This window comes from Vibrio sp. SCSIO 43155, from assembly GCF_023716605.1.
GTDB classification, from domain to species: Bacteria; Pseudomonadota; Gammaproteobacteria; order Enterobacterales; family Vibrionaceae; genus Vibrio; species Vibrio harveyi.
This window is the reverse complement of the sequence record NZ_CP071852.1, coordinates 836,426-862,788: the sequence shown is the minus strand read 5'-3', so window position 1 is coordinate 862,788 and position 26,363 is coordinate 836,426. Positions and strand designations below refer to the sequence as shown.

The 26,363-nt window shown below is 44.1% G+C and carries 27 protein-coding genes; 16 read left to right on the top strand and 11 right to left on the bottom strand.

Annotation, left to right across the window (positions count from 1 at the left end; genetic code table 11):
• Window positions 1–175: 175 nt before the first annotated feature.
• Entirely contained in the window at window positions 176–1,750 is a 1,575-nt protein-coding gene (gene nagE, locus J4N44_RS04045; RefSeq protein ID WP_005446396.1) for an N-acetylglucosamine-specific PTS transporter subunit IIBC, read from the bottom strand.
• Between the two features lie 489 nt (window positions 1,751–2,239).
• Here nagE and nagA point away from each other — a divergent pair, with 489 nt between their 5' ends.
• From nagA to asnB, 4 genes are all read left to right on the top strand, one after another.
• Window positions 2,240–3,376, top strand: a complete 1,137-nt coding sequence (nagA, locus tag J4N44_RS04040) for an N-acetylglucosamine-6-phosphate deacetylase (RefSeq protein WP_005446394.1) — start codon at window positions 2,240–2,242, stop codon at window positions 3,374–3,376.
• Window positions 3,377–3,378: 2 nt separating this feature from the next.
• A complete protein-coding gene (gene nagC, locus J4N44_RS04035) occupies window positions 3,379–4,593 on the top strand; it encodes a DNA-binding transcriptional regulator NagC (RefSeq protein WP_005446392.1) in 1,215 nt (404 codons plus the stop codon).
• Between the two features lie 81 nt (window positions 4,594–4,674).
• Window positions 4,675–6,264 carry a cation:proton antiporter domain-containing protein gene (locus J4N44_RS04030; RefSeq protein ID WP_005446391.1) on the top strand — a complete coding sequence of 530 codons (1,590 nt, stop codon included), beginning with the start codon at window positions 4,675–4,677 and terminating at the stop codon, window positions 6,262–6,264.
• Window positions 6,265–6,494: 230 nt separating this feature from the next.
• A complete protein-coding gene (gene asnB / locus J4N44_RS04025; protein ID WP_009698590.1) occupies window positions 6,495–8,159 on the top strand; it encodes an asparagine synthase B in 1,665 nt (554 codons plus the stop codon).
• Window positions 8,160–8,270: 111 nt separating this feature from the next.
• Here the strand turns inward: asnB and rfaH are convergent, their stop codons facing one another.
• Window positions 8,271–8,771 carry a transcription/translation regulatory transformer protein RfaH gene (gene rfaH, locus J4N44_RS04020; RefSeq protein ID WP_005446384.1) on the bottom strand — a complete coding sequence of 167 codons (501 nt, stop codon included), beginning with the start codon at window positions 8,769–8,771 and terminating at the stop codon, window positions 8,271–8,273.
• A gap of 334 nt (window positions 8,772–9,105) precedes the next feature.
• Here rfaH and J4N44_RS04015 point away from each other — a divergent pair, with 334 nt between their 5' ends.
• Window positions 9,106–10,494, top strand: coding sequence for a peptide MFS transporter (locus J4N44_RS04015; protein WP_005446383.1), 1,389 nt, complete (start codon window positions 9,106–9,108; stop codon window positions 10,492–10,494).
• Window positions 10,495–10,584: 90 nt separating this feature from the next.
• Here the strand turns inward: J4N44_RS04015 and hemH are convergent, their stop codons facing one another.
• The 3 genes from hemH to htpG all read right to left on the bottom strand — a co-directional run bounded on the left by hemH (window position 10,585) and on the right by htpG (window position 14,557).
• Window positions 10,585–11,550: a ferrochelatase gene (gene hemH / locus J4N44_RS04010; RefSeq protein WP_017818948.1), complete on the bottom strand. Its 966-nt coding sequence runs from the start codon at window positions 11,548–11,550 to the stop codon at window positions 10,585–10,587.
• Window positions 11,551–11,690: 140 nt separating this feature from the next.
• Window positions 11,691–12,335 carry an adenylate kinase gene (gene adk / locus J4N44_RS04005; protein ID WP_005425498.1) on the bottom strand — a complete coding sequence of 215 codons (645 nt, stop codon included), beginning with the start codon at window positions 12,333–12,335 and terminating at the stop codon, window positions 11,691–11,693.
• A 317-nt stretch (window positions 12,336–12,652) separates the two neighbouring features.
• The gene (gene htpG / locus J4N44_RS04000) at window positions 12,653–14,557 is read right to left on the bottom strand and encodes a molecular chaperone HtpG (RefSeq protein WP_047513006.1); all 1,905 of its coding nucleotides are present in this window, start codon (window positions 14,555–14,557) and stop codon (window positions 12,653–12,655) included.
• A gap of 273 nt (window positions 14,558–14,830) precedes the next feature.
• Here htpG and J4N44_RS03995 point away from each other — a divergent pair, with 273 nt between their 5' ends.
• From J4N44_RS03995 to J4N44_RS03980, 4 genes are read left to right on the top strand one after another with little or no spacing between them, the layout of a single operon-like run.
• On the top strand, window positions 14,831–15,706 hold the full coding sequence (locus tag J4N44_RS03995; RefSeq protein WP_252044863.1) for a transcriptional regulator: 876 nt from the start codon (window positions 14,831–14,833) through the stop codon (window positions 15,704–15,706).
• A gap of 11 nt (window positions 15,707–15,717) precedes the next feature.
• Window positions 15,718–16,233: a transmembrane regulator ToxS gene (gene toxS, locus J4N44_RS03990; protein WP_005446378.1), complete on the top strand. Its 516-nt coding sequence runs from the start codon at window positions 15,718–15,720 to the stop codon at window positions 16,231–16,233.
• Window positions 16,234–16,279: 46 nt separating this feature from the next.
• A complete protein-coding gene (locus tag J4N44_RS03985; protein WP_252044862.1) occupies window positions 16,280–17,035 on the top strand; it encodes a sulfite exporter TauE/SafE family protein in 756 nt (251 codons plus the stop codon).
• A 34-nt stretch (window positions 17,036–17,069) separates the two neighbouring features.
• Window positions 17,070–17,348 (top strand): Rdx family protein, encoded by a 279-nt coding sequence (locus J4N44_RS03980; protein ID WP_005446375.1) that lies wholly within the window; start codon window positions 17,070–17,072, stop codon window positions 17,346–17,348.
• 43 nt (window positions 17,349–17,391) lie between these two features.
• On the opposite strand, the gene yfcE is transcribed toward J4N44_RS03980, so the two are convergent.
• The 6 genes from yfcE to J4N44_RS03950 form a co-directional block, all read right to left on the bottom strand.
• Window positions 17,392–17,937 carry a phosphodiesterase gene (yfcE, locus tag J4N44_RS03975; RefSeq protein WP_005446373.1) on the bottom strand — a complete coding sequence of 182 codons (546 nt, stop codon included), beginning with the start codon at window positions 17,935–17,937 and terminating at the stop codon, window positions 17,392–17,394.
• 71 nt (window positions 17,938–18,008) lie between these two features.
• Complete coding sequence (locus J4N44_RS03970; protein WP_009698596.1) at window positions 18,009–18,218, bottom strand: hypothetical protein; 210 nt, start codon at window positions 18,216–18,218, stop codon at window positions 18,009–18,011.
• Between the two features lie 160 nt (window positions 18,219–18,378).
• Window positions 18,379–18,786 carry a CBS domain-containing protein gene (locus tag J4N44_RS03965; RefSeq protein WP_252044861.1) on the bottom strand — a complete coding sequence of 136 codons (408 nt, stop codon included), beginning with the start codon at window positions 18,784–18,786 and terminating at the stop codon, window positions 18,379–18,381.
• Window positions 18,783–19,133, bottom strand: coding sequence for a P-II family nitrogen regulator (locus tag J4N44_RS03960; RefSeq protein WP_252044860.1), 351 nt, complete (start codon window positions 19,131–19,133; stop codon window positions 18,783–18,785). The genes J4N44_RS03965 and J4N44_RS03960 overlap by 4 nt, the downstream gene beginning before the upstream one ends.
• Window positions 19,123–19,914: a DUF1538 domain-containing protein gene (locus tag J4N44_RS03955; RefSeq protein WP_005451556.1), complete on the bottom strand. Its 792-nt coding sequence runs from the start codon at window positions 19,912–19,914 to the stop codon at window positions 19,123–19,125. Before J4N44_RS03955 ends, J4N44_RS03960 begins: the two co-directional genes overlap by 11 nt.
• Window positions 19,911–20,645: a DUF1538 domain-containing protein gene (locus J4N44_RS03950; RefSeq protein ID WP_005451555.1), complete on the bottom strand. Its 735-nt coding sequence runs from the start codon at window positions 20,643–20,645 to the stop codon at window positions 19,911–19,913. The genes J4N44_RS03955 and J4N44_RS03950 overlap by 4 nt, the downstream gene beginning before the upstream one ends.
• Before the next feature lie 260 nt (window positions 20,646–20,905).
• Here J4N44_RS03950 and J4N44_RS03945 point away from each other — a divergent pair, with 260 nt between their 5' ends.
• The 7 genes from J4N44_RS03945 to J4N44_RS03915 all read left to right on the top strand — a co-directional run bounded on the left by J4N44_RS03945 (window position 20,906) and on the right by J4N44_RS03915 (window position 26,357).
• Window positions 20,906–21,823: a TIGR01777 family oxidoreductase gene (locus J4N44_RS03945; RefSeq protein WP_005451554.1), complete on the top strand. Its 918-nt coding sequence runs from the start codon at window positions 20,906–20,908 to the stop codon at window positions 21,821–21,823.
• Between the two features lie 37 nt (window positions 21,824–21,860).
• Window positions 21,861–22,688 carry an SDR family oxidoreductase gene (locus tag J4N44_RS03940; protein WP_038898879.1) on the top strand — a complete coding sequence of 276 codons (828 nt, stop codon included), beginning with the start codon at window positions 21,861–21,863 and terminating at the stop codon, window positions 22,686–22,688.
• Between the two features lie 74 nt (window positions 22,689–22,762).
• Complete coding sequence (locus J4N44_RS03935) at window positions 22,763–22,945, top strand: hypothetical protein (protein ID WP_009698600.1); 183 nt, start codon at window positions 22,763–22,765, stop codon at window positions 22,943–22,945.
• A gap of 199 nt (window positions 22,946–23,144) precedes the next feature.
• On the top strand, window positions 23,145–23,999 hold the full coding sequence (locus J4N44_RS03930) for a thioredoxin family protein (RefSeq protein WP_005451551.1): 855 nt from the start codon (window positions 23,145–23,147) through the stop codon (window positions 23,997–23,999).
• A gap of 157 nt (window positions 24,000–24,156) precedes the next feature.
• A complete protein-coding gene (locus J4N44_RS03925; RefSeq protein WP_005451550.1) occupies window positions 24,157–25,071 on the top strand; it encodes an SPFH domain-containing protein in 915 nt (304 codons plus the stop codon).
• 9 nt (window positions 25,072–25,080) lie between these two features.
• The gene (locus J4N44_RS03920; RefSeq protein ID WP_005451549.1) at window positions 25,081–25,542 is read left to right on the top strand and encodes an NfeD family protein; all 462 of its coding nucleotides are present in this window, start codon (window positions 25,081–25,083) and stop codon (window positions 25,540–25,542) included.
• A gap of 632 nt (window positions 25,543–26,174) precedes the next feature.
• Window positions 26,175–26,357, top strand: a complete 183-nt coding sequence (locus J4N44_RS03915; RefSeq protein ID WP_009698603.1) for a hypothetical protein — start codon at window positions 26,175–26,177, stop codon at window positions 26,355–26,357.
• Window positions 26,358–26,363: the final 6 nt, after the last annotated feature.

Genomic DNA, 26,363 nt, shown 5'->3' with positions numbered 1-26,363 from the left:
GGTTTACAGAGTGCATTGTTCCTAATGATCCACAATTCTTAGCGATTAGACAACAAGAACCGTCGTTAAAACGGGAATATTTCTGTTCTTCGCTTGAAAGCGCAGCATATTAAATCCGTATAAACAAAAAAAGACCTCCCGAAGGAGGTCTTTATAGAGAGTCATTAAGATGTAATTAAGGAAGTTTTACATCTGATAGGTCTTCACCTGCACCGATTGCTTTCATTTCACCAGCAACGATTTCTGCAAGAGGACCAAGGATAACTTGAAGGTTGTTTTCGCCTAGCTTAACAACACCTTTCGCGCCTAATTTCTTAAGTACTGCTTCGTCTGCAACAGAACGATCCTTAAGTGTTAGACGTAGACGAGTGATACACGCGTCGATTGAAGTTAGGTTGTCGTGACCACCTAGCGCTTTTAGGTATTGACGAGCTAGGTCACCTTTTGCTGCATCACCAGCAGGAGCTGCAGATGTTTCATCTTCGTCATCTTCACGACCAGGCGATTTCAGGTTGAAAGCGCGGATTGCGAAGCTGAATGTGAAGAAGTATAGAGCACCGAAAGCCAAACCTAGAGCAAGTAGTACTAGAGGCTTAGTTGCTAGACCGTAGTTCAGTACGAAGTCGATTAGACCTGCAGAGAAACCAAAGCCGTGTAGCGTGCCAAGCATGTTTGCAAGTACTAGAGATAGACCTGTAAATACAGCGTGGATAGCGTATAGAGCAGGAGCTAGGAACACGAACATGAACTCTAGAGGTTCAGTGATACCTGTTAGGAATGAACAGAATGCTACTGAGAATAGTGCACCACCAACTTGGCTACGCTTCTCAACCGGAGCTGCTAGGTACATAGCAAGTGCTGCACCAGGTAGACCGAACATCATTACAGGGAAGAAACCGTTCATGAATACACCAGCGCTCTTATCGCCGCCGAAGAAGCGGTGTAGGTCACCAGATTTCAGAGTTTCAGTTACTTCTTTAACTGTTGCTGTGATTTCTGGAGTTACAGAGTTAGCGAATTCGAATGTGTGAGTTTGACCAGCAACAAGAGTCTTAGCTAGAGCTGGGTCAACACAAAGCTGTTGTAGAGCAGGAAGCGCTTGACCCGCCGCTGTTGCGCCAGATACTAGAACTTCTTGACACGTACCCATACCGAACCAGAAGTACGAGTTTAGTACGTGGTGTAGACCTACAGGGATTAGTGCACGGTTAAGCGTACCGTATACGAATTGACCGATAGCACCAGAAGTAGAAACTGCGTGCGCTAACGCGTCAAGACCGCCTTGGATTGTTGGCCATACAACACCAGCAATTGCACCAGCAACTAGCGAGAATAGACCCGCCATGATTGGTACTAGACGTTTGCCAGAGAAGAATGCCAACCACTCAGGTAGACGAGTAGCGTGGAAAGCGTTGTAAGAGTGACCAGCGATGATACCTGCAATGATACCGCCGAAGAATGACATGTTAACGCTTGCATCGATCGTTGCTGCTGTCGCAGTAAGAACGAAGTAAGCAACTGCACCAGCTAGACCTGCAGCACCTTGACCGTCTTTAGAAAGACCAATCGCGATACCTAGACCGAATAGTAGTGGAAGTTGACTAAAGATTGCATTACCAGCAGATGCCATAAACGCAATATCTAAAAGGTCAGGCTGACCCAAACGTAGTAAAAGCGCTGCAACTGGAAGCGTTGCGATAGGAAGCATAAGAGCTTTACCTAACTTCTGCGCGTATCCAAGAATATTCACCTTAAGTTCCCCCTATAGGATTTTATGTTTTGTTGAATGACTTATTTCAGTCGTTCAATTTAGTCGCTATCAGTTTATGATATTAATTTTGCTCCGCAAATTAAAACCTCATTGTTTGTGATCATAATCACCAGAAATTGGTCATTCAGAAGGTTTTTGCTAGCGAGATCATAAAACTTATTTTATTATACGAAAAAATGGCGTTTTAGAGATAAGATTCTCGTACTTTATGCAAGACAGAATCAGTGTTATTTTGGTATCTCTACAGATGATTCGCAGTAACTTCGCTCTGGAAAACAATCATAAAAACTAATTCATTTATTATTTTTCAGTTAGTTACTCTGATAATGACATCGATAAAACGCGACTTGCTGTATGTGACTCGTTATCTAATTCAGTGATACAAACTAAGTACCAGCCTGACTCATAGAGTCACCAGTTAGATAACGGGACAGAAAATGAATTCTCATCTATAAGGACTAGCTGACTATGTACGCGCTAAGTAACTGTAAAATCTATACCGGTAGTGATGTTCTTACCGATCATGCTGTCATCATCGACAATGACCAGATTCAATCAGTTGTACCAGTGACTCAACTACCAGAAGGTATTGAAGTAAAAGACCTGGACGGTGCTAATCTAAGCCCTGGTTTTATCGACCTACAGCTAAATGGCTGTGGTGGTGTGATGCTTAACGACGAAATCACACCAGAAACAATGCAGATCATGCATGAAGCTAACCTAAAGTCGGGTTGTACAAGCTTCCTACCTACCCTAATCACATCTTCAGACGAAGATATGCGTGCTGCTATCACTGCTGCTCGCGAGTACCACAACAAATACCAAAACCAATCGCTAGGTCTGCATCTTGAAGGTCCGTACCTTAACGTAGCGAAAAAAGGTATTCATAGCGTTGACTTCATCCGCCCTTCTGATGACGGTATGATCGATCTAATCTGTGCTAACGCAGACATCATCGCGAAAGTAACGCTTGCACCAGAACAAAATGATCCTGAACACATTGCACGCTTGAAAGCAGCTGGCATTGTTGTTTCTATCGGCCACACGAATGCAACTTATGCAGAAGCTCGCCAAGGTTTCGATGCAGGCATCACATTCGCCACTCACCTATTCAACGCGATGACACCGATGGTTGGCCGTGAACCAGGTGTAGTTGGTGCGATTTATGACACCCCTGAAGTCTACGCTGGTATCATCGCTGATGGTTTCCACGTTGATTACGCAAACATCCGAATCGCTCATAAAATCAAAGGCGAAAAGCTTGTTTTGGTGACGGATGCCACAGCTCCAGCAGGTGCTAACATTGATCACTTTATTTTTGTCGGTAAGAAAGTATATTACCGAGATGGTAAGTGTGTTGATGAAAATGGCACACTAGGCGGCTCAGCTCTGACTATGATTGAAGCAGTTCAGAATTCAGTTGAGCACGCAGGCATCGCTTTAGAAGAAGCTCTACGAATGGCTACGCTTTACCCAGCAACCGCAATCGGTGTTGAGGAGCGTCTTGGCCGAGTTCGAAAAGGAATGGTAGCTAACCTGACCATTTTCGATCGTGACTTCAATGTAAAAGCGACGGTTGTTAACGGACAATACGAGCAAAATTAAGCATGAATGGCGGACAGATTGGTAATGTAGATTTAGTAAAACAGCTTAACAGTGCTGCGGTATACAGGCTGATTGACCAACAAGGTCCAATCTCCCGTATTCAAGTCGCGGATGTTAGTCAGCTCGCCCCAGCGAGTGTTACCAAAATAACCCGCCAACTATTAGAGCGCGGCTTGATCAAAGAAGTCGCGCAACAAGCTTCTACCGGTGGTCGTCGAGCCATCTCGTTGACCACTGAAGTAAAACCTTTTCACTCTATCGCTGTACGATTAGGTCGTGACTATGTGCAATTCTGTTTGTACGACCTAGGCGGAACGGCACTTGCAGAAGACCAGCACGAACTTCACTATACCAATCAAGCAGACCTTATCGCAGGTTTGATTGACTTGCTAAAGGACTTCGTGAGTCGCTGCCAAGATAAAATTGACCAACTGATTGCTATCGGTATTACACTGCCTGGTTTGGTGAACCCAACCACAGGCGTAGTGGAATACATGCCGAATACAGACATCGATAACCTTGCACTGGGTGAAATCATCCGTGAAAAGTTCAATACCGCTTGTTTTGTCGGTAACGATGTTCGTGGTATGGCATTGGCTGAACATTACTTTGGTGCAAGCCAAGATTGCCAAGACTCAATTCTTGTCAGTGTTCACCGTGGTACTGGTGCCGGCATCATTGTTAATGGTCAAGTATTCCTTGGCTTCAACCGTAACGTCGGTGAAATTGGTCACATCCAAATCGACCCACTTGGCGAGCAATGCCAATGTGGCAACTTTGGCTGTCTAGAAACGGTTGCAGCAAACCCAGCAATCGTACAACGCGTTAAAAAGCTTATTGCACAGGGCTATGAATCAAGCCTTACTCAACTAGAGCACATCACAATCGATGACGTTTGTACTCATGCGATGAACGGCGATGAACTTGCTAAGCAAAGCTTAGTGCGCGTAGGCAACCAACTTGGTAAAGCTATCGCAATTACGATTAACTTGTTTAACCCACAAAAAATCGTCATTGCCGGTGACATTACGGCGGCTGAAGAAATTGTTTTCCCAGCAATCCAGCGCAATGTTGAAAACCAATCTTTGAAGACTTTCCATAACGAACTTCCGATTGTTGCTTCTCATATTGATAAGCAACCAACAATGGGCGCATTCGCAATGATAAAGCGCGCCATGTTGAACGGAGTTTTGTTACAAAAGTTACTAGAAGACTAAGTTTATACAACCAATTGAGTTACAATCTCGGGCTGTGGTTTCACAGCCCGTTTTTGTATATCAGGAATATAGCTCAATAGTATGGAAATTATTCTAATTACAACGGCGTTTCTCGCCGGCTTCATCGCTCTAAAATGTAACCTTCCGCCCTTGGTTGGTTTCCTACTCGCAGGCTTCGGTCTTCACGCGTTTGGCTACCAAAGTAATGACGTCATTGTCACGCTTGCTGATCTTGGTGTGACCTTGCTGCTTTTCACTATTGGTCTAAAGTTGGACGTAAAAACGCTACTTTCCAAAGAGATTTGGGGTGGCGCAACCGCGCACAATATTCTTTCTACCCTTTTCTTTGCGCTGGTTCTCGTTGGTCTAAAACTGCTCGGTTTGTCATCACTGGCCACTATGGAACACAGCCAGATTCTGTTGTTGGCTTTCGCTCTGTCTTTTTCTAGTACTGTCTTCGCGGTAAAAACCCTGCAAGAAAAAGGTGAGATGAATGCGACTTACGGCACCCTAGCAATTGGTATTCTGGTCATGCAGGATATTTTTGCTGTGGTCTTCCTTACCGCTTCAACAGGTAAAATTCCGGAGTGGTATGCGATAGGTTTGTTTGCTCTCCCTCTTATCCGCCCATTGTTCTACAAACTCCTAGATAAAGTAGGTCACGGCGAGATGCTGGTTCTATTTGGTATCTTCTTTGCGCTCGTCGTCGGGGCTGGTTTGTTTGAACTCGTCGGTATGAAGCCAGATTTAGGCGCGCTGATTTTAGGCATGTTACTAGCCGGGCATCGTAAAGCATCAGAGTTATCAAAATCGCTCTTTAATATGAAAGAGCTCTTCCTCGTGTGCTTCTTCCTCAATATTGGTTTGTCAGCATCATTGAGCTTCACTGGTGTGGGTCTTGCGCTGCTATTCATTTTGTTGCTGCCAATCAAAGGTCTGCTGTATTTCCTTACTATCAACCACTTTAAGTTCCGTGTTCGGACTTCATTACTGACGTCTCTTTCTCTTTTCAACTACAGTGAATTTGGGTTGATTGTCGGTGGACTGGCTTACAAGATGGGCTGGATGCCTAGTGACATGCTAGCGGCTATCGCTGTGGCTGTTTCGATTTCATTTATCATCTCAGCACCGTTAAATCGTCTTGGTCACCAAATCTACCAACACTCGGGCAAATGGTTACAAGAAACGGCGGCAGAGAAATTGAACCAACGAGATCAATTAATCAATCCAGGGCATGCCCAAGTATTGATCCTAGGTATGGGTCGAATTGGCACCGGTGCTTACGACGAATTACGATCTCGCTATGGCAAAGTTTCTCTTGGTGTTGAAGTAAGAGAAGAAGCTGCGCATAAACACCGCTCTGAAGGTCGTAACGTTATTTCAGGCGATGCAACAGACCCTGACTTTTGGGAACGCATTTTAGATACAGCAAACGTAAAGTTGGTCCTATTGGCGATGCCACACCACCAAGGTAACCAAACCGCGCTTGAACAGCTTCAAAGCCGAAACTATAAAGGGCAAATCGCAGCAATTGCCGAATACCCAGATCAACTTGAAGGCTTACTAGAGACAGGGGTCGACGCCGCATTCAACATCTATAGCGAAGCTGGTAGTGGTTTCGCACGCCATGTTTGCGAACAACTTCAACCTCAATTTACACCGATGAAATAAGCATCAAACGTAACTCTCCTTATTGAGCCCTCTTCTAATAAGAGGGCTTTTTTGTGCACTTTTTAAACCAAACCTTGATCTCATTCACCAGATTAAGGTTATTTTTAAACAAAATCTAACCATCAAGCCTTTTTATCATTTTTTTCATCATCAAACGTTGCTTTTTTTACTAAGAATGGCAAATTGAACCCATACCGATTAAAAATTATTTAGTTTAAAAAGGATGTTGTATGTGTTCAGTATTTGGCATTTTAGACATTAAGAGCGATGCAGCAGCATTGCGCCCTATCGCACTTGAGATGTCGAAAAAGCTTCGTCACCGCGGTCCAGACTGGTCTGGTATTTACTCATCAGAGCGCGCGATTCTTGCGCATGAACGTTTGGCGATCGTTGGTCTAAATAGTGGTGCTCAACCACTATACAGCCCTGATAAAAAACTCATCCTTGCTGTAAACGGTGAAATCTACAACCACAAAGAAATTCGTGCTCGCTACGAAGGTAAATACGAATTCCAAACTGACTCAGACTGTGAAGTTATCCTAGCGCTATACCAAGACATGGGTGCAGACCTTCTTGAAGAACTAAACGGTATTTTTGCATTCGTACTTTACGATGAAGAAAAAGACGAGTACTTAGTAGGTCGTGACCACATTGGTATCATTCCTCTTTACCAAGGTTATGATGAACATGGTAACTACTACGTTGCATCAGAAATGAAAGCACTGGTACCAGTATGTAAGACCGTGAGCGAGTTCCCTCCGGGTTGTCACTACGGCAGTGCAGATGCAGAACCTCAACGTTACTACATTCGTGACTGGAATGAGTACGCAGCAGTTCAAGGCAACAGCACAAGCAAAGAAGAACTTACAGAAGCTTTAGAAGCTGCGGTAAAACGCCAACTAATGACTGACGTGCCATATGGTGTACTTCTTTCTGGTGGTCTGGATTCATCGATTACATCTGCTGTAGCAAAACGATTTGCAGCAATGCGTATTGAAGACGACGAAAAGTCTGAAGCTTGGTGGCCACAGCTGCACTCTTTCGCTGTAGGTCTAGAAGGAGCACCAGATCTGAAAGCCGCTCGCGAAGTTGCAGAACAAATTGGTACGGTTCACCATGAAATGACGTACACCATCCAAGAAGGCTTGGACGCGATTCGTGATGTGATTTACCACATTGAAACATATGACGTAACGACTATCCGCGCTTCAACACCTATGTTCCTAATGGGTCGTAAGATCAAAGCAATGGGAATCAAAATGGTACTTTCTGGTGAAGGCGCTGATGAAATCTTCGGTGGCTACTTATACTTCCATAAAGCGCCAAACGCGCAAGAGTTCCACGAAGAGACCGTACGTAAGCTTCTAGCTCTGAACATGTTTGACTGTGCACGTGCAAACAAATCGCTAGCGGCATGGGGTGTTGAAGGTCGCGTACCATTCCTAGATAAGGAGTTCATTGACGTAGCAATGCGTTTGAACCCTGCCGATAAGATGTGTGGCAACGGTAAGATGGAGAAGCACATTTTACGTGAGTGCTTCGAACACTACCTACCGGAGTCGATTGCATGGCGTCAGAAGGAACAGTTCTCTGATGGTGTTGGTTACAGCTGGATTGATACGCTAAAAGAAGTCGCAGAGCAAAAAGTAACAGATCAGCAAATGGAGACGGCTCAATTCCGCTTCCCTTACAACACACCTACAACTAAAGAAGGTTATGTATACCGCGAGATCTTTGAAGAGTTGTTCCCTCTACCATCAGCTGCGGAATGTGTTCCTGGTGGCCCATCAGTCGCGTGTTCTTCAGCGAAAGCGATTGAATGGGATGAGTCATTCCAAAACTGTGTTGACCCATCAGGTCGTGCCGTTCAAACCGTACACAACGATGCATACTAATCGTATCACGTGTTAAATAGGGCTGAGTCACCAGCCCTTGAACACTGGTAAGTTAACACGATCAAAAAGAGGTGCATTACGCACCTCTTTTTGATCTTTCAATGAGTTGGTTTACATAAATTCCAAATCATTATTGTCAATGCTGACAGGCACTCGCTTAGAGAGCATTTGAACCAACATAATCGAACGCTTTTCACCATCTTGTTCGTGATAAATCGCATCAATACCAGCAAACTGTCCGTTCATAACACGAACATGATCGCCTGGTTTCGGCATACATTCTGGGCTTGTCGGCTCCTCAGCACACTTTTCAATCTGCTTTAGTTCATAAACAAGATCACCTTGAATCTCTTTTGGTTGTGCTCCGAAGCGTACGAAGTCAACGACACCTCGAGTGGAACGTACCGATGTAAAATTCGGTCCTTGTTCATAATCAAATCGAGAAAAAACATAGCAAGGGAATAATGGTTCTTCGACCTTTTGTCGCTTGCCGCGTAAGATCTTTTCGACCTCCACAGTTGGGTAAAAACACTCTACTCCTTGGTTTTCAAGGTGTTGCTTCGCCCTAACTTGCTCTCCTCGTTTACAATACAATAAATACCAACGTTTCATTTTATTACTAGCCAATTATATTTTTATTTCATCCTAGCATTAAGCCTAGAACGAGTCATGGGTATTCAAGAAACCTATCAGTAAGCCTCTTAAACATAACATGCATAACTTACACTTTTTCGAAGCATTAAGAAAATAAGTCTATAGGCAAAAATGGAAAGTAAGTTTGTAACACGAACGATTCGCCGATTAAAACCCCACAAAATCAACGCGGAGCCATCATTTAATAAGGCAAATGAATCGTCACATAAAATTTTATTGTTTGTAAGTCATCAAAATGACATGTATACGTAGATTTCTTTAAAAAATGTAATAACTACTATTAGAAGAGCTTATGTCAAACCAACATCAATACTTTGGTCACCCACGTGGCTTGTTCTTATTGTTCGGTACTGAACTTTGGGAACGCTTTTCTTACTACGCAATGCGCGCCATTCTAGTACTGTATTTAACTGACACAACAATGAACGGTGGCCTTGGCTGGTCGACTAAAGATGCCCTAGACCTATACGGCATCTATACTGGACTTGTCTACATTACTCCTCTCATCGGTGGTTACCTTGCGGATAACTACTTAGGTCAACGCCGTTCTATCTTGATTGGTGGCGCGTTGATGGCAATCGGTCAATTTACACTAGCAATGCCTGCTGACGCTCTAGGTCTTGGTGCTCTACACACATTCTATTTAGGTCTTGCTCTACTTATCTGTGGTAACGGTCTATTTAAGCCAAACATCTCTACAATGGTTGGTGACTTATATCAAGAAGGTGACAACCGTCGTGATGGTGCTTTCACTATCTTCTACATGGGTATTAACCTTGGTGCATTAATCGCTGGTGTTGTTTCTGGCTCTGTAACAACTGAATTCGGTTGGAAAGCGGGTTTCGTGGCTGCTGGTATCGGTATGCTTATCAGTCTAGTCATGCAGATGACGTTTGCTCAAGCATGGCTTGGTGATATTGGTCGTGTTCCAGCTGCAAAACGTGATCTAGCGATTAAAAAATCTTCTCAAAAAGAACCGTTAACAAAAGAAGAAACGGATCGCATCAAAGTAATCCTAGTGATGAGCCTATTCACTATCGTATTCTGGGCAGGCTTTGAACAAGCTGGCGGTCTAATGAACATCTACACTCAGCAATACACAGATCGAATGATCGGTGGCTTTGAAGTGCCTGCTGCGTGGTTCCAATCACTAAACCCATTCTTCATCATCACGCTAGCACCTGTACTAGCCGTACTATGGGTGAAACTAGGTAAACGTGAGCCAAACTCACCAGTGAAATTTGCTTTAGCGATGTTCTTCCTAGCGCTTGGTTTCCTATGTATGGTTGGTGCGGTTATTGAGCAAGGCGGTGACACTACAGTTAAGACATCCATGTTGTGGCTTGTTGGTGCATTCTTCTTCCATACTCTGGGCGAATTGTGTCTATCTCCGATTGGTCTGTCTCTTGTTACTAAACTGGCTCCGCTGCGTCTTGCTTCACTAATGATGGGTGCATGGTTTGGCTGTAATGCAATTGCAAACTACGTTGCTGGTTATGTGGGCTCTCACGTTGGTGAGCTAGGTGCACTGGCTATCTTCAGCGGTATTGCAGTAACAGCGATGGTTTCTGGTGTCATTCTTCTGTTGTTCTCTAACACGCTTGTTCGTTGGATGCACGGTGCTGAAAACACACATAGCACAGCAGAACAAATTGAAGAGCAGCAAACTCAAGTTGCTTAATATATAAAGTGCAAATAAAAACAAAGGGTCGCAATTGCGACCCTTTTTGTATTCAAAGCTCTAAGTGAAAGAATGTAGGACACAGACGCTTTACAACTTTGAGCGAACCAAATCCACCATCATCTCGATGTGTAACTCGTTGTCATTTAAACACGGAATGTAGCTAAAGCTCTCACCACCAGCTTCTAAGTAAATTTCACGGCACTCTTCTGAGATCTCTTCCAGTGTCTCTAAGCAGTCAGCAGAAAAAGCTGGCGTTACGATATTCAGCTTTTTTTTACCTTGGCTAGGTAGGACTTCTAATGTCTTGTCCGTGTATGGTTGTAACCATTCTTCGCGACCAAATCGAGACTGGTAGGTCATACCAATTTGATCCTCATTCAAACCAAGGGCCTCACCAAGCAAGCGAGTTGTCTCAGCACAATGTTGAGGATAGATATCACCATTGTCCGCGTATCGCTTCGGAATACCATGGTAAGAACATAGCAAGTAATCACCCTTACCATTTGCTTCCCAATGCTCGCGTACCGACTGAGCTAAAGCTTCAATGTATTTAGGGTGATTGTGGTAATCGCGAATAAAACTAAACTCTGGCATCACAGGCATATTCTTAAATGCCTTTGTCATCCCGTCAGAAACTGCAGCTGTCGTTGTTCCTGAGTATTGAGGGTAAAGCGGCAAAACGATCACTTGTTCAACGCCTTGGGCTAATAGCGCCTCAAAACCGGTTTGCAAGCTAGGGTTGCCATATGTCATTCCTAGCTCTACTGGCATGTCTAAAGCTGTGCTCAGCTTCTTTGCCTGGCGTTTTGAATACACCATGAGAGGTGATCCCTCTTCCATCCACACCGACTCATACAGCTTGGCAACTTTTGGAGAACGAACTGGAAGAATGATGCCATGCAAAATCGGGCACCAGAGCCACCGTGTCATATCAACAACACGGTGATCATGAAGGAACTGACTTAGAAAGCGTTTAACGGCTGGCGGAGTTGGCTCATCAGGCGTCCCAAGGTTGACCAATAACACGCCCTGCTTCTTATTGTTGTTTTTCATAACATCCTATTCATGGTAAACGGCTTGATTTGTACGGCATATCTAAGAGAAAAGTTCATCGTACTAACAGGCAGAATAAAAAAAGCGACCCAAAGGTCGCTTTTAAATATATCAAAATATTAAATTTTGCCGTTAGCAAATTATGCTAGCGCTTTCTCAATATCTGCGCTTACTTCTGCAACTTGCTTAGTGCCATCGAATTTAAGGTACTTAGTGTTGCCAGCTTCTGCTTCTTTGCCGTAGTAGTTGATCAGTGGTGCAGTTTGCTCGTGGTAAACGCCTAGACGTGCGCGTACTGTTTCTTCTTTGTCGTCATCACGAACAACAAGATCTTCACCAGTTACGTCATCTTTACCTTCCACTTTTGGCGGGTTGTAAACAACGTGGTAAGTACGACCAGAAGGAAGGTGAGCACGACGACCAGCCATACGCTCAACAATCACATCATCAGCTACGTCAAATTCAATCACGTAATCTACGTCAACGCCCATTTCTTTTAGGCCATCAGCTTGAGGGATAGTGCGAGGGAAACCATCTAGTAGGAAACCTTTTTCGCAATCGTCTTGAGCAATACGCTCTTTGATTAGACCAAGGATGATTTCATCAGAAACTAGCTGACCAGCGTCGATAACAGCTTTAGCTTGTTTACCAAGCTCTGTACCTGCTTTGATAGCAGCACGAAGCATATCACCAGTAGAGATTTGTGGAATACCGTATTTATCCATGATGAAGTTTGCTTGTGTGCCTTTACCTGCACCTGGAGCACCTAGAAGAATGATGCGCATGATTTATCCTCTTTAATATTTAAGATTTATACCGAAGCTCACAATAGCTGGACTTCTAGGAATCACCCTCGAAGCACTGGCAACGATAAGTTTCGGTATAACGTTTAGGCGAGCCAAAATACACGCCTTATTACTCACATTCAAGTGTTGAGATTCTAACATAGGTTCACTGTGTAATGAGCAGATTAAGACTAAAGAATGTTAGCGATGCCAGCTTTCCTGTCTTATTGACTACTAACTCAACACTTAAAGTGTGAATCTATGCGTTTACAAACAAAAAGCTCGCATTTCGCGAGCTTTTTAGTGGTATTTAGTTATTAAACCTTAGTCAAAAGCTTATTGATGGCACCTAAGAATTGAGAAGGATCTTCCATCGAGCCACGCTCGGCTAACATTGCCTGACCCAGTAACACTTCTACCCAGCGCCCAAACGCTTCTTCGTCTGCTTCATCCGCCATTCGCTTCACGAGCTCATGTTCAGGGTTGATTTCGAAGATGTACTTCACTTCTGGTACCGCTTGACCTGCAGCTTCAAGAAGCTTCGCCATTTGCGTCCCCATTTCGAAATCGTCCGTCACCACAACAGCAGGTGTTGTTGCAAGCTTGAAGGTTGTACGAACTTCTTTTACGCGGTCACCTAGGTAAGACTGAGTGCGCTCAACAACAGACTTAAACTCTTCTTCTGTTTCTTTCTGCTTTTCTTTTTCTGCTTCGTCTTCGAACTTGCTCAGATCCAGACCCGCTTTGGTGATCGATTGGAACTGCTTGCCGTCAAACTCTGTCAGGTAGTTCATCAACCACTCATCAATTCGATCGAACATCAAAATAACTTCAATGCCTTTCGCCTTAAATTGCTCTAGGTGTGGACTGTTTTTCGCCGCTGCGTAGCTGTCTGCTGTTAAGAAGTAAATCTTATCTTGACCTTCCTTCATGCGTTCAACATAAGAAGCCAAACCAACAGATTGCTCAGCTGAGTCCACTTCAGTAGATGCGAAGCGCAATAGACCGGCAACTTTCTCTTTGTTTGCCATGTCTTCAGCAGGACCTTCCTTCATCACCTGACCAAACTCTTTCCAGAATGATTGGTATTTCTCTTCGTCATTCTTCGCCATGCGCTCCAGCATTGTCAGTACACGCTTAGTACAAGCGTTACGCAATGACTGAGTCACTTTGTTGTCTTGAAGAATTTCACGAGAAACGTTCAGTGGCAGATCGTTCGAATCAATTAAGCCGCGGACGAAACGCAAGTAAGACGGCATAAACTGCTCTGCGTCATCCATGATGAATACACGTTGTACGTATAATTTCAGACCCGACTTGTGATCGCGGTTCATCATGTCCCAAGGTGCCTTCGCTGGAATGTAAAGCAAGCTTGTGTAATCGTTCTTGCCTTCTACGCGGTTATGACTCCAAGTTAGAGGATCTGCAAAGTCGTGAGAAACGTGTTTGTAGAACTCTTGGTATTCTGCTTCAGAGACGTCTGATTTGTTGCGAGTCCAAAGTGCTTGAGCTTTGTTGATTTGCTCCCACTTCTTCTCACTTGTTTCGTTGCCTTCCTCATCGCGAACAGCAGTTTGGATAGAAACTGGAATACCGATATGGTCGGAGTATTTGCTGATCACGTCACGTAGACGCCATTCATTTAAGAACTCTTTCCCTTCTTCACGCATGTGAAGCACGATATCAGTACCACGAGATTCTTTCGTGATCGTCTCAATAGTGTATTCGCCTTCGCCCGCAGAATGCCATTGAACCGCTTCATCTGCAGAAATACCTGCGGCACGAGTGCGTACCGTCACAGCATCAGCAACAATGAATGCAGAATAGAAACCCACACCAAACTGACCAATAAGCTGAGAGTCTTTGCTCTGCTCATCGGATAATTTAGAGAAAAACTCTGCTGTACCTGATTTTGCAATGGTACCTAAATGTTCAATCACATCATCACGGCTCATACCGATGCCGTTATCAGAGATTGTTAGTGTATTAGCACTTTCGTCAAACGCCAGCTTAACACCCAGATCCGCGTTACCCTCATATAAATCTGGGTTAGATAGCGCTTGGAAACGAAGCTTATCTGATGCGTCAGACGCGTTTGAAATCAGCTCGCGTAGGAAAATCTCTTTGTTTGAGTAAAGAGAGTGAATCATCAGATGAAGTAGTTGTTTTACTTCTGATTGAAAGCCACGAGTTTCTTTGTTTTGTGATACGGTTTCGCTCATGTTTGCTCCATAACATCTAAACTAAAAAGACTTTTAATGACAAAGTCCTAACCGCCACCTTAAAAAAGCAGCATTACTAAGATGTCATTTAACATGTGGCTGACAAATGTAAATTCAAGGTCAATATTGCTAAAAACGGTGTTTTTTTAGAAAATTTTAATTATCCTACGTCCCTAAAAGCATCTAAAACGTAGCACATGTCTTTTTGCGCACGCCTTATTATGTGACGCAAATCACTTATAATTACAGAATCATCCATCTAAGAAGAACTAAATGACTAACATCGGCACCAAATTTCTGCTTGCTCAAAGATTTGTCTTTGACCCAAATAGTAATTCGCTCGCTGACCAACAAAATGGCAACGAAGTTGTACGATTAGGAAGCAACGAAAGCCGTATTCTACTCATGTTGGCAGAGAGACCCAATGAAGTATTAACGCGTAACGAGCTTCACGAGTTCGTATGGCGGGAGCAGGGTTTTGAGGTGGATGACTCAAGCCTTACTCAAGCGATTTCCACTCTACGTAAAATGTTGAAAGACTCTACGAAGTCGCCTGAATTTGTAAAAACGGTGCCAAAGCGCGGTTACCAACTGATTTGTTCAGTTGAACGTTTAAGCCCACTATCTTCTGAAGCAGCACTCACCGATGTTGATGCTCAAGAGGAAGAAAATGAAGCTCCAGTCGTTGATCTAGAGCAATTCGCAGAGCCCACTGCTGAGACAAAAGCAGAAACAGCCGTCGAACAAGTACCGACAGCTCAACCATTAAAATCTGCACCTGCACAAAAGAACACAAACTGGTTATTCAGAATCATCGTGTTAGTTGCCCTGCTACTTCCTGTTGGCGTGTTAATGCTAACCAACCCTGCAGAATCACAATTTCGTCAAATTGGTGAATATCACAACGTGCCAGTGATGACACCGATCAACCACCCTCAATTAAACAATTGGCTGCCGTCCATTGAGCAATGCATTCAACGCTATGTTGAACACCATGCTGCTGAGTCTTCACCAGTCGAAGTCATTGCAACAGGTGGTCAAAACAATCAATTGATTCTGAACTACATTCACGACAGTGATCACTCATATGAGAATGTAACACTGCGTATTTTTGCTGGTCGTAACGACCCAACTGACATCTGCAATTAAGGGAGGCTGAAATGAAGATAAGAATAGCATCTGCGGTTTTAGCCGTATCCATCCTTTTTAGTGGTTGGTTGTACTGGGGTAGTGACCTTAAAGTTGAGCAAGTCCTTACGTCAAATGAGTGGCAATCAACCATGGTGACACTTATTACTGATAACTTGCCAGATGATACCGTAGGTCCGCTACGCAAAGTCAACGTTGAGTCGAATGTGAAGTACCTACCTAATGGTGACTATATTCGCGTGGCAAACATCAAGCTATTTGCACAGGGCTCAAACGTCGAGTCTACGATCAATATCTCTGAAAAAGGTCGTTGGGAAGTCAGTGATAACTATTTGCTGGTCTCTCCTTCTGAGTTTAAAGACATCTCCGCATCACAATCTAAAGATTTTTCGGAGTCTCAACTTCGTCTTATCACTCAAATCTTTAAGCTAGATGCTGAACAGAGTCGTCGTATTGACGTCGTTAACGAAAAAACTCTACTACTGACTAGCCTGAATCACGGTTCTACGGTACTGTTTAGAAACTGATTTTGATTCGATAAGAAGGGGGCAAGATGCCCCCTTTATTTTGCATATGGATTGGCTAGACACCCTCACCCTCTTCTTCGGTTCCCTTGTCGCAAATACGCTTGCTTCACTCTCTGGCGGTGGTGCGGGATTACTGCAGTTTCCACTTCTTATCTTTCTTGGTCTTCCCTTTTCTGTCGCACTAGGTACGCATAAAGTCGCTTCAGTCGCACTCGGTTTAGGCGCAGCAAGTACACACCTTAAAGCCGGTACGATTAAACCAAAAGTCGCCCTCTATCTCATACTCACCGGCAGTATTGGCGTGGTGATTGGCGCTAATCTCATTGTACAAATCCCAGATGGCGTTGCTGAAAAAATGCTTGGCGCGATGATCTTAGCTCTTGGTATTTACTCTCGGTTTAAGAAAGAGCTCGGTCAAAGGGAAACTAAAACACATCGTGACAGTGCCGGTTGGCTTATTGGTGGACTGGGTTTACTGCTGATTGGGATTGTAAACGGCTCACTCACAGCAGGTTCTGGGTTGCTTGTGACACTCTTTCTTGTCCGCTGGTTTGGTTACGATTACAAGCAAGCGGTAGCTTACACCATGATTTGTGTCGGTCTGTTTTGGAATGGCATTGGAGGTATTGCCGTTGTGCAAGCTGGTGCTCCTATTCATTGGGCTTGGTTACCTGTTTTATTATTCAGCTCATTTCTAGGTGGCAGCTTAGGCGCATGGGCAGCAACTCGATACAGCAATCGCGTCATCAAAGTTGCCTTTGAAGTGCTCACCTTCGCCGTTGGAATCAAATTGCTCCTCTGACGTTTTAAAAAATTTGAAATTAAGGAATTCGGAAATGGATAAAGCCATCATTGACATTTATTACTGTCGCCAGTGCAATTGGATGCTACGTTCAACCTGGCTCTCACAAGAGCTATTACATACCTTTAGTGAAGAAATAAAAACGATGAGCTTGCACCCAGATACGGGCGGTCGGTTCGAAATCTTTTGTAATGGCACCCAGATTTGGGAGCGTAAGAAAGATGGTGGCTTTCCTGAGGCGAAAGTCCTCAAACAACGCGTTAGAGACATCATCGACCCAGAACGCGATCTAGGACATTCAGACACAAAATAGGGAGCCATTCGCTCCCTTTATCTTTTCTTTACTCGCAAGGCTATTAAATCGTAGTTTGTGCTAGTACTTCGCCTTCTGGAGTTTGAACTGTTAGCGTATTACCTTCGAGTACACCATAACTGCGTGGTAAGCCATTTCTCGGGAACGTCATTGAGCCCGGATTGAAAATGATGACACCATCTTGCATCTCCGCCACAGGAACATGAGTATGACCATGGGCAATGATGTCGCCCTCACGCAACGGCGGTCGCTTTGTAGTGTTGTATAGGTGACCATGAGTCAAGAACATACGCTTACCAGACTCTAACAGAAGCCAAGCATACTCCGTCATCATTGGGAAATTTAACAGCATCTGATCCACTTCACTGTCGCAGTTACCGCGCACAGAGATAATGCGCTCACTGTATTGATTCAGCAATTCTGCCACTTGTGGTGGGTTATAGCCTTCTGGTATTGGATTTCTTGGTCCGTGATTAAGCGTATCGCCCAATAAGATTAGGTGCTCTGCACCAGAGGCTAAATAAAGCTTGATGGTTTCTTCTGTGGCTGGCAAAGAACCGTGCAAGTCTGAGGCAAAAAATAGTTTCACGACATCGTCTCCTCAAAATGTATGAGGGTATTCTACGGCATTCCTATAGAAGCTCAACCACAGTGAAACCTCTAATGACCACGCAACATTTCCACCAGCATCGGAACCAGGTAGAACCACGCGACATAACCAACGCCCACTAAGACAATCATCCAGAAAATGAGGGACAAGAACTTTGACTTAGCAAGATGGTTAAGTGGATCTGGCTCTCCGCAGCCAGGACAAGTATGAGCTCGTTTTGAAATTTGTTTCTCGCACACAGGACAAGCAACTAGCGGCATGACATGACATCCTCAATTATTTCTTTAATTCTCAAAGGATAAGCCTCAGATCGAGGATATGCAATGGCGCTAATACGCTAATCTTCTTAGCTAGGCAAAATGTCGCTGACCTGAGAAATTATCTTTACCAGCAGCGCGCGAACCACACTCAAAACCGTCGCTATACTTCTTCCCGAGCCATACCATTGATAACAATATTGTTATAACTCACCATGCCAATGACCTCTCCATTTTCAATGACTGGCGCGCGGCTGATACCAAAACGCTCAAACAAACGCGCACAATATTTCACATTCATCTTGGGGTCGACGGTTAACGCAGGTTTGGTCATGATTTCATAGATGTTGGTGCGTTGTGGTGAACGGTTTTTTGCCAACACTTTTTTCGCTATGTCGTTCATTAAGACGATGCCATATTCATCATCGTCATCACGCTTTTTCACCACCAGCGCTTTCACTTCACTCTTCCTCGCTAGCGTGATCCCTTCGTGAACCGTAATCAACCCATCGACAATGATGTATGTTGCCGCCATTACGTCTCTGACTCTAATCAGCTCATGACTACTCATAACTCATCCTCTACCACTTTAGTTAGCTTCTCGACTTGGTGTGCGACACCGACAGCATCCTCGACATCAATCTGCACGGCAATCCCTTGACCGGATTCCTGATCGAACTCTCCAACGTCACTGATGGTTTCTAAAATGTGTCTCGACAAATGCTCCTCTACAACAAATAACAGCACATCTTTTTGCACCTCCAAGGTTAATCCAAAGAAAGTTCGTTTCTGGTTTAAACCTTGTCCTCGGGCATTGTTGATCACCGTAGCCCCCGTAGCTCCTGCATCTCTTGCTGCATCGAGCACCTTGTCGGTTTTGCTGTCTTCAACAAAGACCAAAATCAATTTAAAGCGCATTTTCTTTTTCCTCCGCGGTTCCTTTATTCAACCACTGGGTAATCTGGGCATAGCCCATCACAGAAATCATTGGAAACAGGCTGGCAAACGCTATCAAGCCAAAGCCATCTATCATTGGGTTTCGACCTGGTACGGTTGAAGCTAACCCCAACCCAAGCGCGGTCACTAAAGGTACGGTCACCGTCGAGGTAGTAACACCGCCTGAATCGTAAGCCAAAGGTACAATCAACTTTGGCGCATAGAAGGTTTGAATCACCACTACGATGTAACCGGCGATAATGTAGTAGTGAATAGGATCACCAACGACAATCCGATAGCTGCCTAGAGCAATACCAACTGCCACCCCCAAAGCAACGGCAACGCGCAATCCATTCACACTAATACTGCCACCAGAAACCTGGTTTGCCTTTATCGCCACTGCAATAAGAGAAGGCTCTGCGATTGTCGTGCTGAAACCGATAAAGAAAGCAAAGATATACACCCAGTAGTAGTCTACCCAACTTAAGGCTTGACCGATGGATACTTTAAACTCGCGTAGAAATGCAGGGGCAGTAAGCTGCGTTGCCATGGTTTCACCCAACGGAAACAGCGCCATTTCTAATCCAAGCAAAAACAGCGACAAACCGAGGATAACGTAGGCAAATCCAAGCAGGACTTTAGGCAGGTTAGAGATGGGACGTCGTAATACTGCAAGCTGGAAGCCAAAAATAATGGTCGCAATCGGGATCACGTCACTGATAGTAGAAACAAAGGTATCGAAGAAGTGCTCAAACGAAATCATGCCACCACCATCCCGTATACCATCACAAACATCATTGGTAGCAATGAGGCAAAGGCGATCAAACCAAACCCATCAATCATAGGGTTTCGCCCTTTAATCGCAGAAGCGAGCCCAACGCCAAGCGCTGTGACCAAAGGAACCGTGATGGTGGATGTCGTCACTCCTCCAGAATCATAAGCCACCCCAATGATTGATTCAGGCGCAAATCCCGTTAGTATCACAACGCCAATATAACCACCTATGATCATGTACTGAATCGGCCAGCCCTTGAGAATTCGCAACACGCCGAGCACAATCGCTACACCTACCGACAAAGCAACCGTTAGGCGTAATCCATCTGCGTACTCTTCCATAGATTGTTCTGTATTGGCAATCATGCCCCCTTCAGCCGCAACTTCTGATGCTTCCTCTGCAACAGCGGTCAAGGCTGGTTCTGCAATGGTGGTACCAAAACCCAAGCAGAACGCAAAGATCAGTAACCAGAAAACGCTGCCTTTATTAGCGAACGCTTGTGCCATATTTTCCCCAATGGGAAACAAACCAAGCTCTAATCCAAAGATAAAGAAGGTTAAACCGAGAATAACCAGAAGAAGACCAAATAGAATAGAGACGAGATTAGGCAGCGGTTCCTGAAGCACGACCAACTGAAAAAAGGTGATGACAATAACAATAGGTAGCAAGTCACGAGCACTACTGAGCAACGCTCTAAATAGAGCAACAAATGCCTCCATACTCCCTCCTATCTACTGACTGTTATTCTCCTTTAAGTTCAGCATGACACAGTTTCCCTAAGCTAAGTGTGAGCTTTGCTAAAGGCTTGATAACATTTTGTTACATTCTTTCAAATTGTGAACTTCGCATCGCTTCCCAACAAAATGCTTCTAACTCCTTAGGAACTAATAATAAAATCGACACTGCAAGTCATTGATATGATCACGCTAGGCGTATAACGACTATAATGTTTGAATAGTTTTACCATCAAAGGGATGACATGAAGATACTACTGACCGGCGGCACAGGCTTTATTGGCTCAGAGCTACTTAAGTTACTGACCACTCACCAAGTCATTTTGCTTACGCGTAACCCAGAGCAAGCAAAACAACGACTTAATCATGCCGATGTCGGTAATATTGAATATCTCGACTCCCTTGATTCACTTGAAGATCTTAATGATGTTGATGCCGTGATTAACCTCGCAGGTGAACCGATCGCAGACAAGCGCTGGAGCAAGGAGCAGAAAGAGATCATTTGTAACAGCCGTTGGAAGGTTACCGAACGTATTGTCGCACTGATCCACGCAAGTACAGAGCCACCATCGGTGTTCATCAGTGGATCTGCCGTTGGTTATTACGGCGACCAGCAAGACCATCCTTTTGATGAGTGCTTACACGTCAATAGCGAGGCGTTCGCTCACTCCGTTTGTGCTCGTTGGGAGCAGATAGCAAAACGCGCAGAATCCGAACAAACCCGAGTATGCTTGTTGCGTACTGGCGTTGTCCTTGGTCCAAATGGTGGCGCACTTGCCAAAATGATTTTGCCTTACAAACTAGGTTTAGGGGGACCATTGGGTAGCGGTAAACAATACATGCCATGGATCCATATTTTGGATATGGTTCGTGCCATTATGTACTTGCTTGAAACGCCACACGCTCATGGTGAATTCAACTTATGTGCTCCCCACCCTGTTAGCAATCGAATCTTTAGTGGCACACTGGCGAAAACGCTAAAACGTCCACATATTCTCTTCACCCCTAAATGGGTGATGAATATGGCGATGGGAGAATCCTCTTGCTTACTGTTTGATAGCATTCGCGCCAAACCGAAAAAGCTGACCGAATTGGGTTTTCAATTCAGCTACTCTCGCGTCGAACCTGCACTCAAGAACTTGCTTCAAGATCGAAGTTATTGAATCATAAGGCTCACTATACTTTCGTGAGCCCTCTAATATGAAAAAATCCATTCTTATCACCGGATGCTCCACTGGCATCGGCTACGTTTGTGCCCATGCTTTGAAAAAAGAGGGCTTCCACGTGATTGCCTCCTGCCGGCACGAACAAGATGTCGAACGCTTAACAAGCGAAGGACTAACCTGTATTCAATTGGATCTTAACGATTCTGAAAGCATCTCTTCGGGAGTCAAGCAAGCATTAACACTAGCCGACGGAAAGTTATATGCCGTATTCAATAACGGGGCATATGGTCAGCCTGGCGCGCTAGAAGACTTGCCGACAGAGGCGCTCCAAGCTCAGTTTCAAACCAACTTTTTTGGCTGGCATCAGTTAGTCAGAGAAGTACTGCCACATATGCGCAAACAGGGTGAAGGAAGAATCATCCAAAATAGCTCTGTGCTTGGGTTTGCAGCCATGAAATATCGTGGTGCCTATAATGCCTCTAAGTTCGCACTCGAAGGCTGGACCGACACACTACGTTTGGAATTGATGGACACCAACATCAAAATCGCACTGATAGAGCCGGGACCTATTGAAACCCAATTTAGACACAATGCATTAAAAGCCTTCGAGCGATGGATTGATGTCGAGAACAGCCCACACAAAGCCGCTTACGAAGGTCAGAAGCAGCGTCTAGATAACGACAAGTCGAACAATAGATTTGTGCTTCCTGCAGAATCTTGCATCGAGCCAGTGCTTCATGCGCTCACAAGCGATAAACCAAAAATCCGCTACCGCATTACAACGCCAACTAAAGTATTTGCCGTGTTAAAGCGCCTATTACCAACGCGTATTCTTGATAAGATTCTGCGACAAGCAGCATAAAAACTTTTTATCACAATGTAATTTTACCGTAACAATGTGATGTCATTATGAGCATGTAGGTTAAGAAAGCCTCAATGTTCGAATCAATTTCTAAGTTAGTATCTTCATCTATCGAGCCTGAACACGATGTTGATACTCACTTTAGATTTGGTATCGCCACCCTTTCTGTTTTGTATTTACGCGAGACAATAATGACATTAAATCAGCTCAACTGGCTTAGTGTGGGTGTAGTGTTGACTGTGTTCATCCTATTTTGATACCTCACCCAGCACACAAAGATAATGTCTAACAAGACTCCCTAATTCGTGCTGGAATAGCCAAAGTTTTATAGCACTTTCGCTTGCTATCAGGATTACGCTGCTTCGGCAGCGTTTTTCCTTTCTATCGCTTGAATTTCCCAAATATCAACTCCATATCTACAATCAACGACAAGAAACAAAAAGCAAGGACACTCTGATGCAATCCCCATTTATCGTTGAGTTAACAGAACAAAATTTCCGCGAGACTCTTGAAGGGTCAATGAACACGCCAGTGTTGATCCACTTCTGGGCGAATGCTCAACCAGAGAGTGCGCAAGTGATCCCTGAGCTACAAATGCTAACTCAGCAATACAACGGTGCATTCACCCTTGCTCTATTGAACTGTGAGCAGCAACCAGCTTTAGCATCACAGTTTGGCGTACAAGTCTTACCAACTATCGCGTTGTTTATGAACGGTCAAGCGGTAGATGGTATGGGTGGTCCTCAGCCGATTGATGCCATTTCAGCCATGCTGCAAAAACACCTCCCAAGCCAAGACGAAATGCAGTTAAAGCAAGCAAGCGAGTTGCTACAACAAGGCGAACATGCTCAAGCTCTAGCTATTTTGCAAACCCTTTCAGAAGATCTGCAAAACCGCGGTGATGTAAAACTAGCGATGGCAGATTGTTTGCTAGAAACCAAACAATTTGAATTGGCACAAACGCTATTAAGTGCAATCCCACTGGAATATCAAGATAACTACTATAAGGGATTGATTGCCAAGTTAGATCTGCACCTCCAAGCAGCAGATAGCCCAGAGCTTCAACGCCTTGAACAAGAGCTAGCCGCAAACCCAGATAACTTCGAATTGGCATGTGAGCTTGCAGTTCAATACAACCAAGTTGGTCGCGATGAAGAAGCGTTGGAGCTACTTTGGAATATTTTAAAAACCAACCTCGGCGCACAAGACGGTGAAGTGAAGAAAACTTTTATGGATATCTTAAGTGCATTGGGTCAAGGCAATGCATTAGCAAGTAAATTCCGTCGTCAGTTGTACTCTATTCTCTACTAATTAAAGTACTAACCTGCTGAATTAAAAATATAAAAAGGTCGGATTAATCCGGCCTTTATTCTGTCTATAATTTATCGAGGCTCTCATTTCTACGATTGTGTCATAAGCCTAAATGAGTAAAAATGAAACAAACATTATGCACTTAAGGGAATAGAACATGCCAATCGACTCATTGATCACCATCGGGATCTTAGTTGTACTAGCCATTATTGTCCTCGCTTCTGGGATCAAAACCGTACCACAAGGGAACAACTGGACCGTCGAACGCTTCGGACGTTATACCCACACCTTAAAGCCAGGTCTAAACCTAATCATTCCTTTCGTTGATCGCGTAGGTCAAAAAGTCAACATGATGGAACGTGTACTGGACATCCCGGCACAAGAAGTCATCTCAAAAGACAATGCGAATGTTGTTATCGATGCAGTCGGCTTTGTCCAAGTCATCGACGCAGCCAAAGCGGCGTATGAAGTCAACGATCTAGAACACGCTATCCGTAACCTAACACTAACGAACATTCGTACCGTGCTCGGCTCAATGGAATTGGATGAGATGCTTAGCCAGCGTGACATGATCAACACCAAATTGCTCTCTATCGTTGACCAAGCAACCAACCCTTGGGGCGTAAAAGTAACCCGTATCGAGATTAAAGACGTTCAGCCACCAGCGGATCTAACAGCAGCAATGAACGCTCAGATGAAAGCAGAACGTAATAAGCGTGCTGAAATCCTAGAAGCTGAAGGGATACGTCAGGCAGAAATCTTACGAGCAGAAGGTCAAAAACAATCGGAAATTCTGAAAGCGGAAGGTGAAAAGCAATCGGCGATCTTACATGCGGAAGCGCGTGAGCGTGCAGCTCAAGCAGAAGCAAAAGCGACTTACATGGTATCTGAAGCAATCGCTAAAGGTGATGTTCAGGCGGTTAACTACTTTATTGCCCAAGGTTATACCGATGCACTGAAGAGTATCGGTCAAGCGGAAAATGGTAAGATCATCATGATGCCGATCGAAGCGACAGGTTTAATGGGCTCAGTCGCGGGTATTGCTGAAATGTTCAAACAAAGTAAGGACTAAGGATTGCCTATGGATTTATTTAGCCTATTAGAAAGCGTGTCATTCTGGCATTGGATTGCGCTTGGTTTAGCCTTGCTCGCTGTAGAGCTATTGGGCACAGCAGGCTATTTTCTTTGGCTAGGCATTTCCGCCCTGATCGTTGGCGCTATCCTATCTTTCTTACCAATGAGTTGGCAGATGCAGTGGCTTGCCTTTGTGGCTTTCAGTTTGGTTACCACTTGGCTATGGTGGAGAAAGCAATGGTCCAAGGATCGCAAAAGTGATCAAGCCAGAGATCTCAATCAAAAACACAAACAGCTGATAGGTAATATTGTCACGCTCGAAGAAGATTTTCACATTGGAATGAATCGTCTTAGAGTGGCAGATACAACGTGGTCAGCTGAATGCGAACACGAATTGCCGACGGGAACTCGGGTCGAAATTATCGCCGTAGACGGCATAATTTTGAAGATTAAACCGGTTTCTCGCTGATTTGTGTCAAAATAAAAGGGTGCTCAGCATCCTTTTATTTCCTTTCCGTGACTAATGCTTTTATTTCATCTACTTATTTAAATTAACCACAAAAATTAAGTAATAAAAATATTATTAATATTCTCTCCTTTATCAAAATAGCTTCTCCTACTAAATTAAAATTTCAAGTACATAGATAAATATATCCCAAGATTTAAAATCTAAATTCATTTTAAAAAATAAAACACTGTTGAATTAATTTTTGATCTTTCTAGGTCTCTATACATACTTAACGCATAAGCATGGCAATTAAATGCTTATATTTTTTTAAGGTAAGTAAGAGGATGTACTATGAAGAAGTGTTTTTTGTTTTTAGCGTGCAGCGCGTTTGCGTTTTCTTCATTCGCCTATAACAACGGGAATGGAGGCACCACAAATCTAGGACCTATCGTTGAATGTGTTTTACCAAGTGGCGATGTTGCCCATCTACCTAGTGAGATGTGCCGCTTTCAAGGTGGTTCATGGGACAACTAAATCGTAGGTTAGATTAAGGAGCAGAACGCTACGCTTTAATATTTCCCACCTATACAACGAACTCAAGTAATTAAGTGAAATTAAAAAGAAAATACATTCTAGATTACAAGGTAAATAATATGAAACTGGTAACTGGATTATTAGTCGCTATCGCTGCATTAATGCCATTGACTTCGCTAGCAAATGGCGCTTCTGGTGGTAGAACATTAGCACCAGAAATAAAGTGTGAATTGCCCAACGGCAACGTACACATGCTTCCTCCCCTATATTGCAAAATGTATGACGGAAAAGAAGTAAAATAAAAAAGG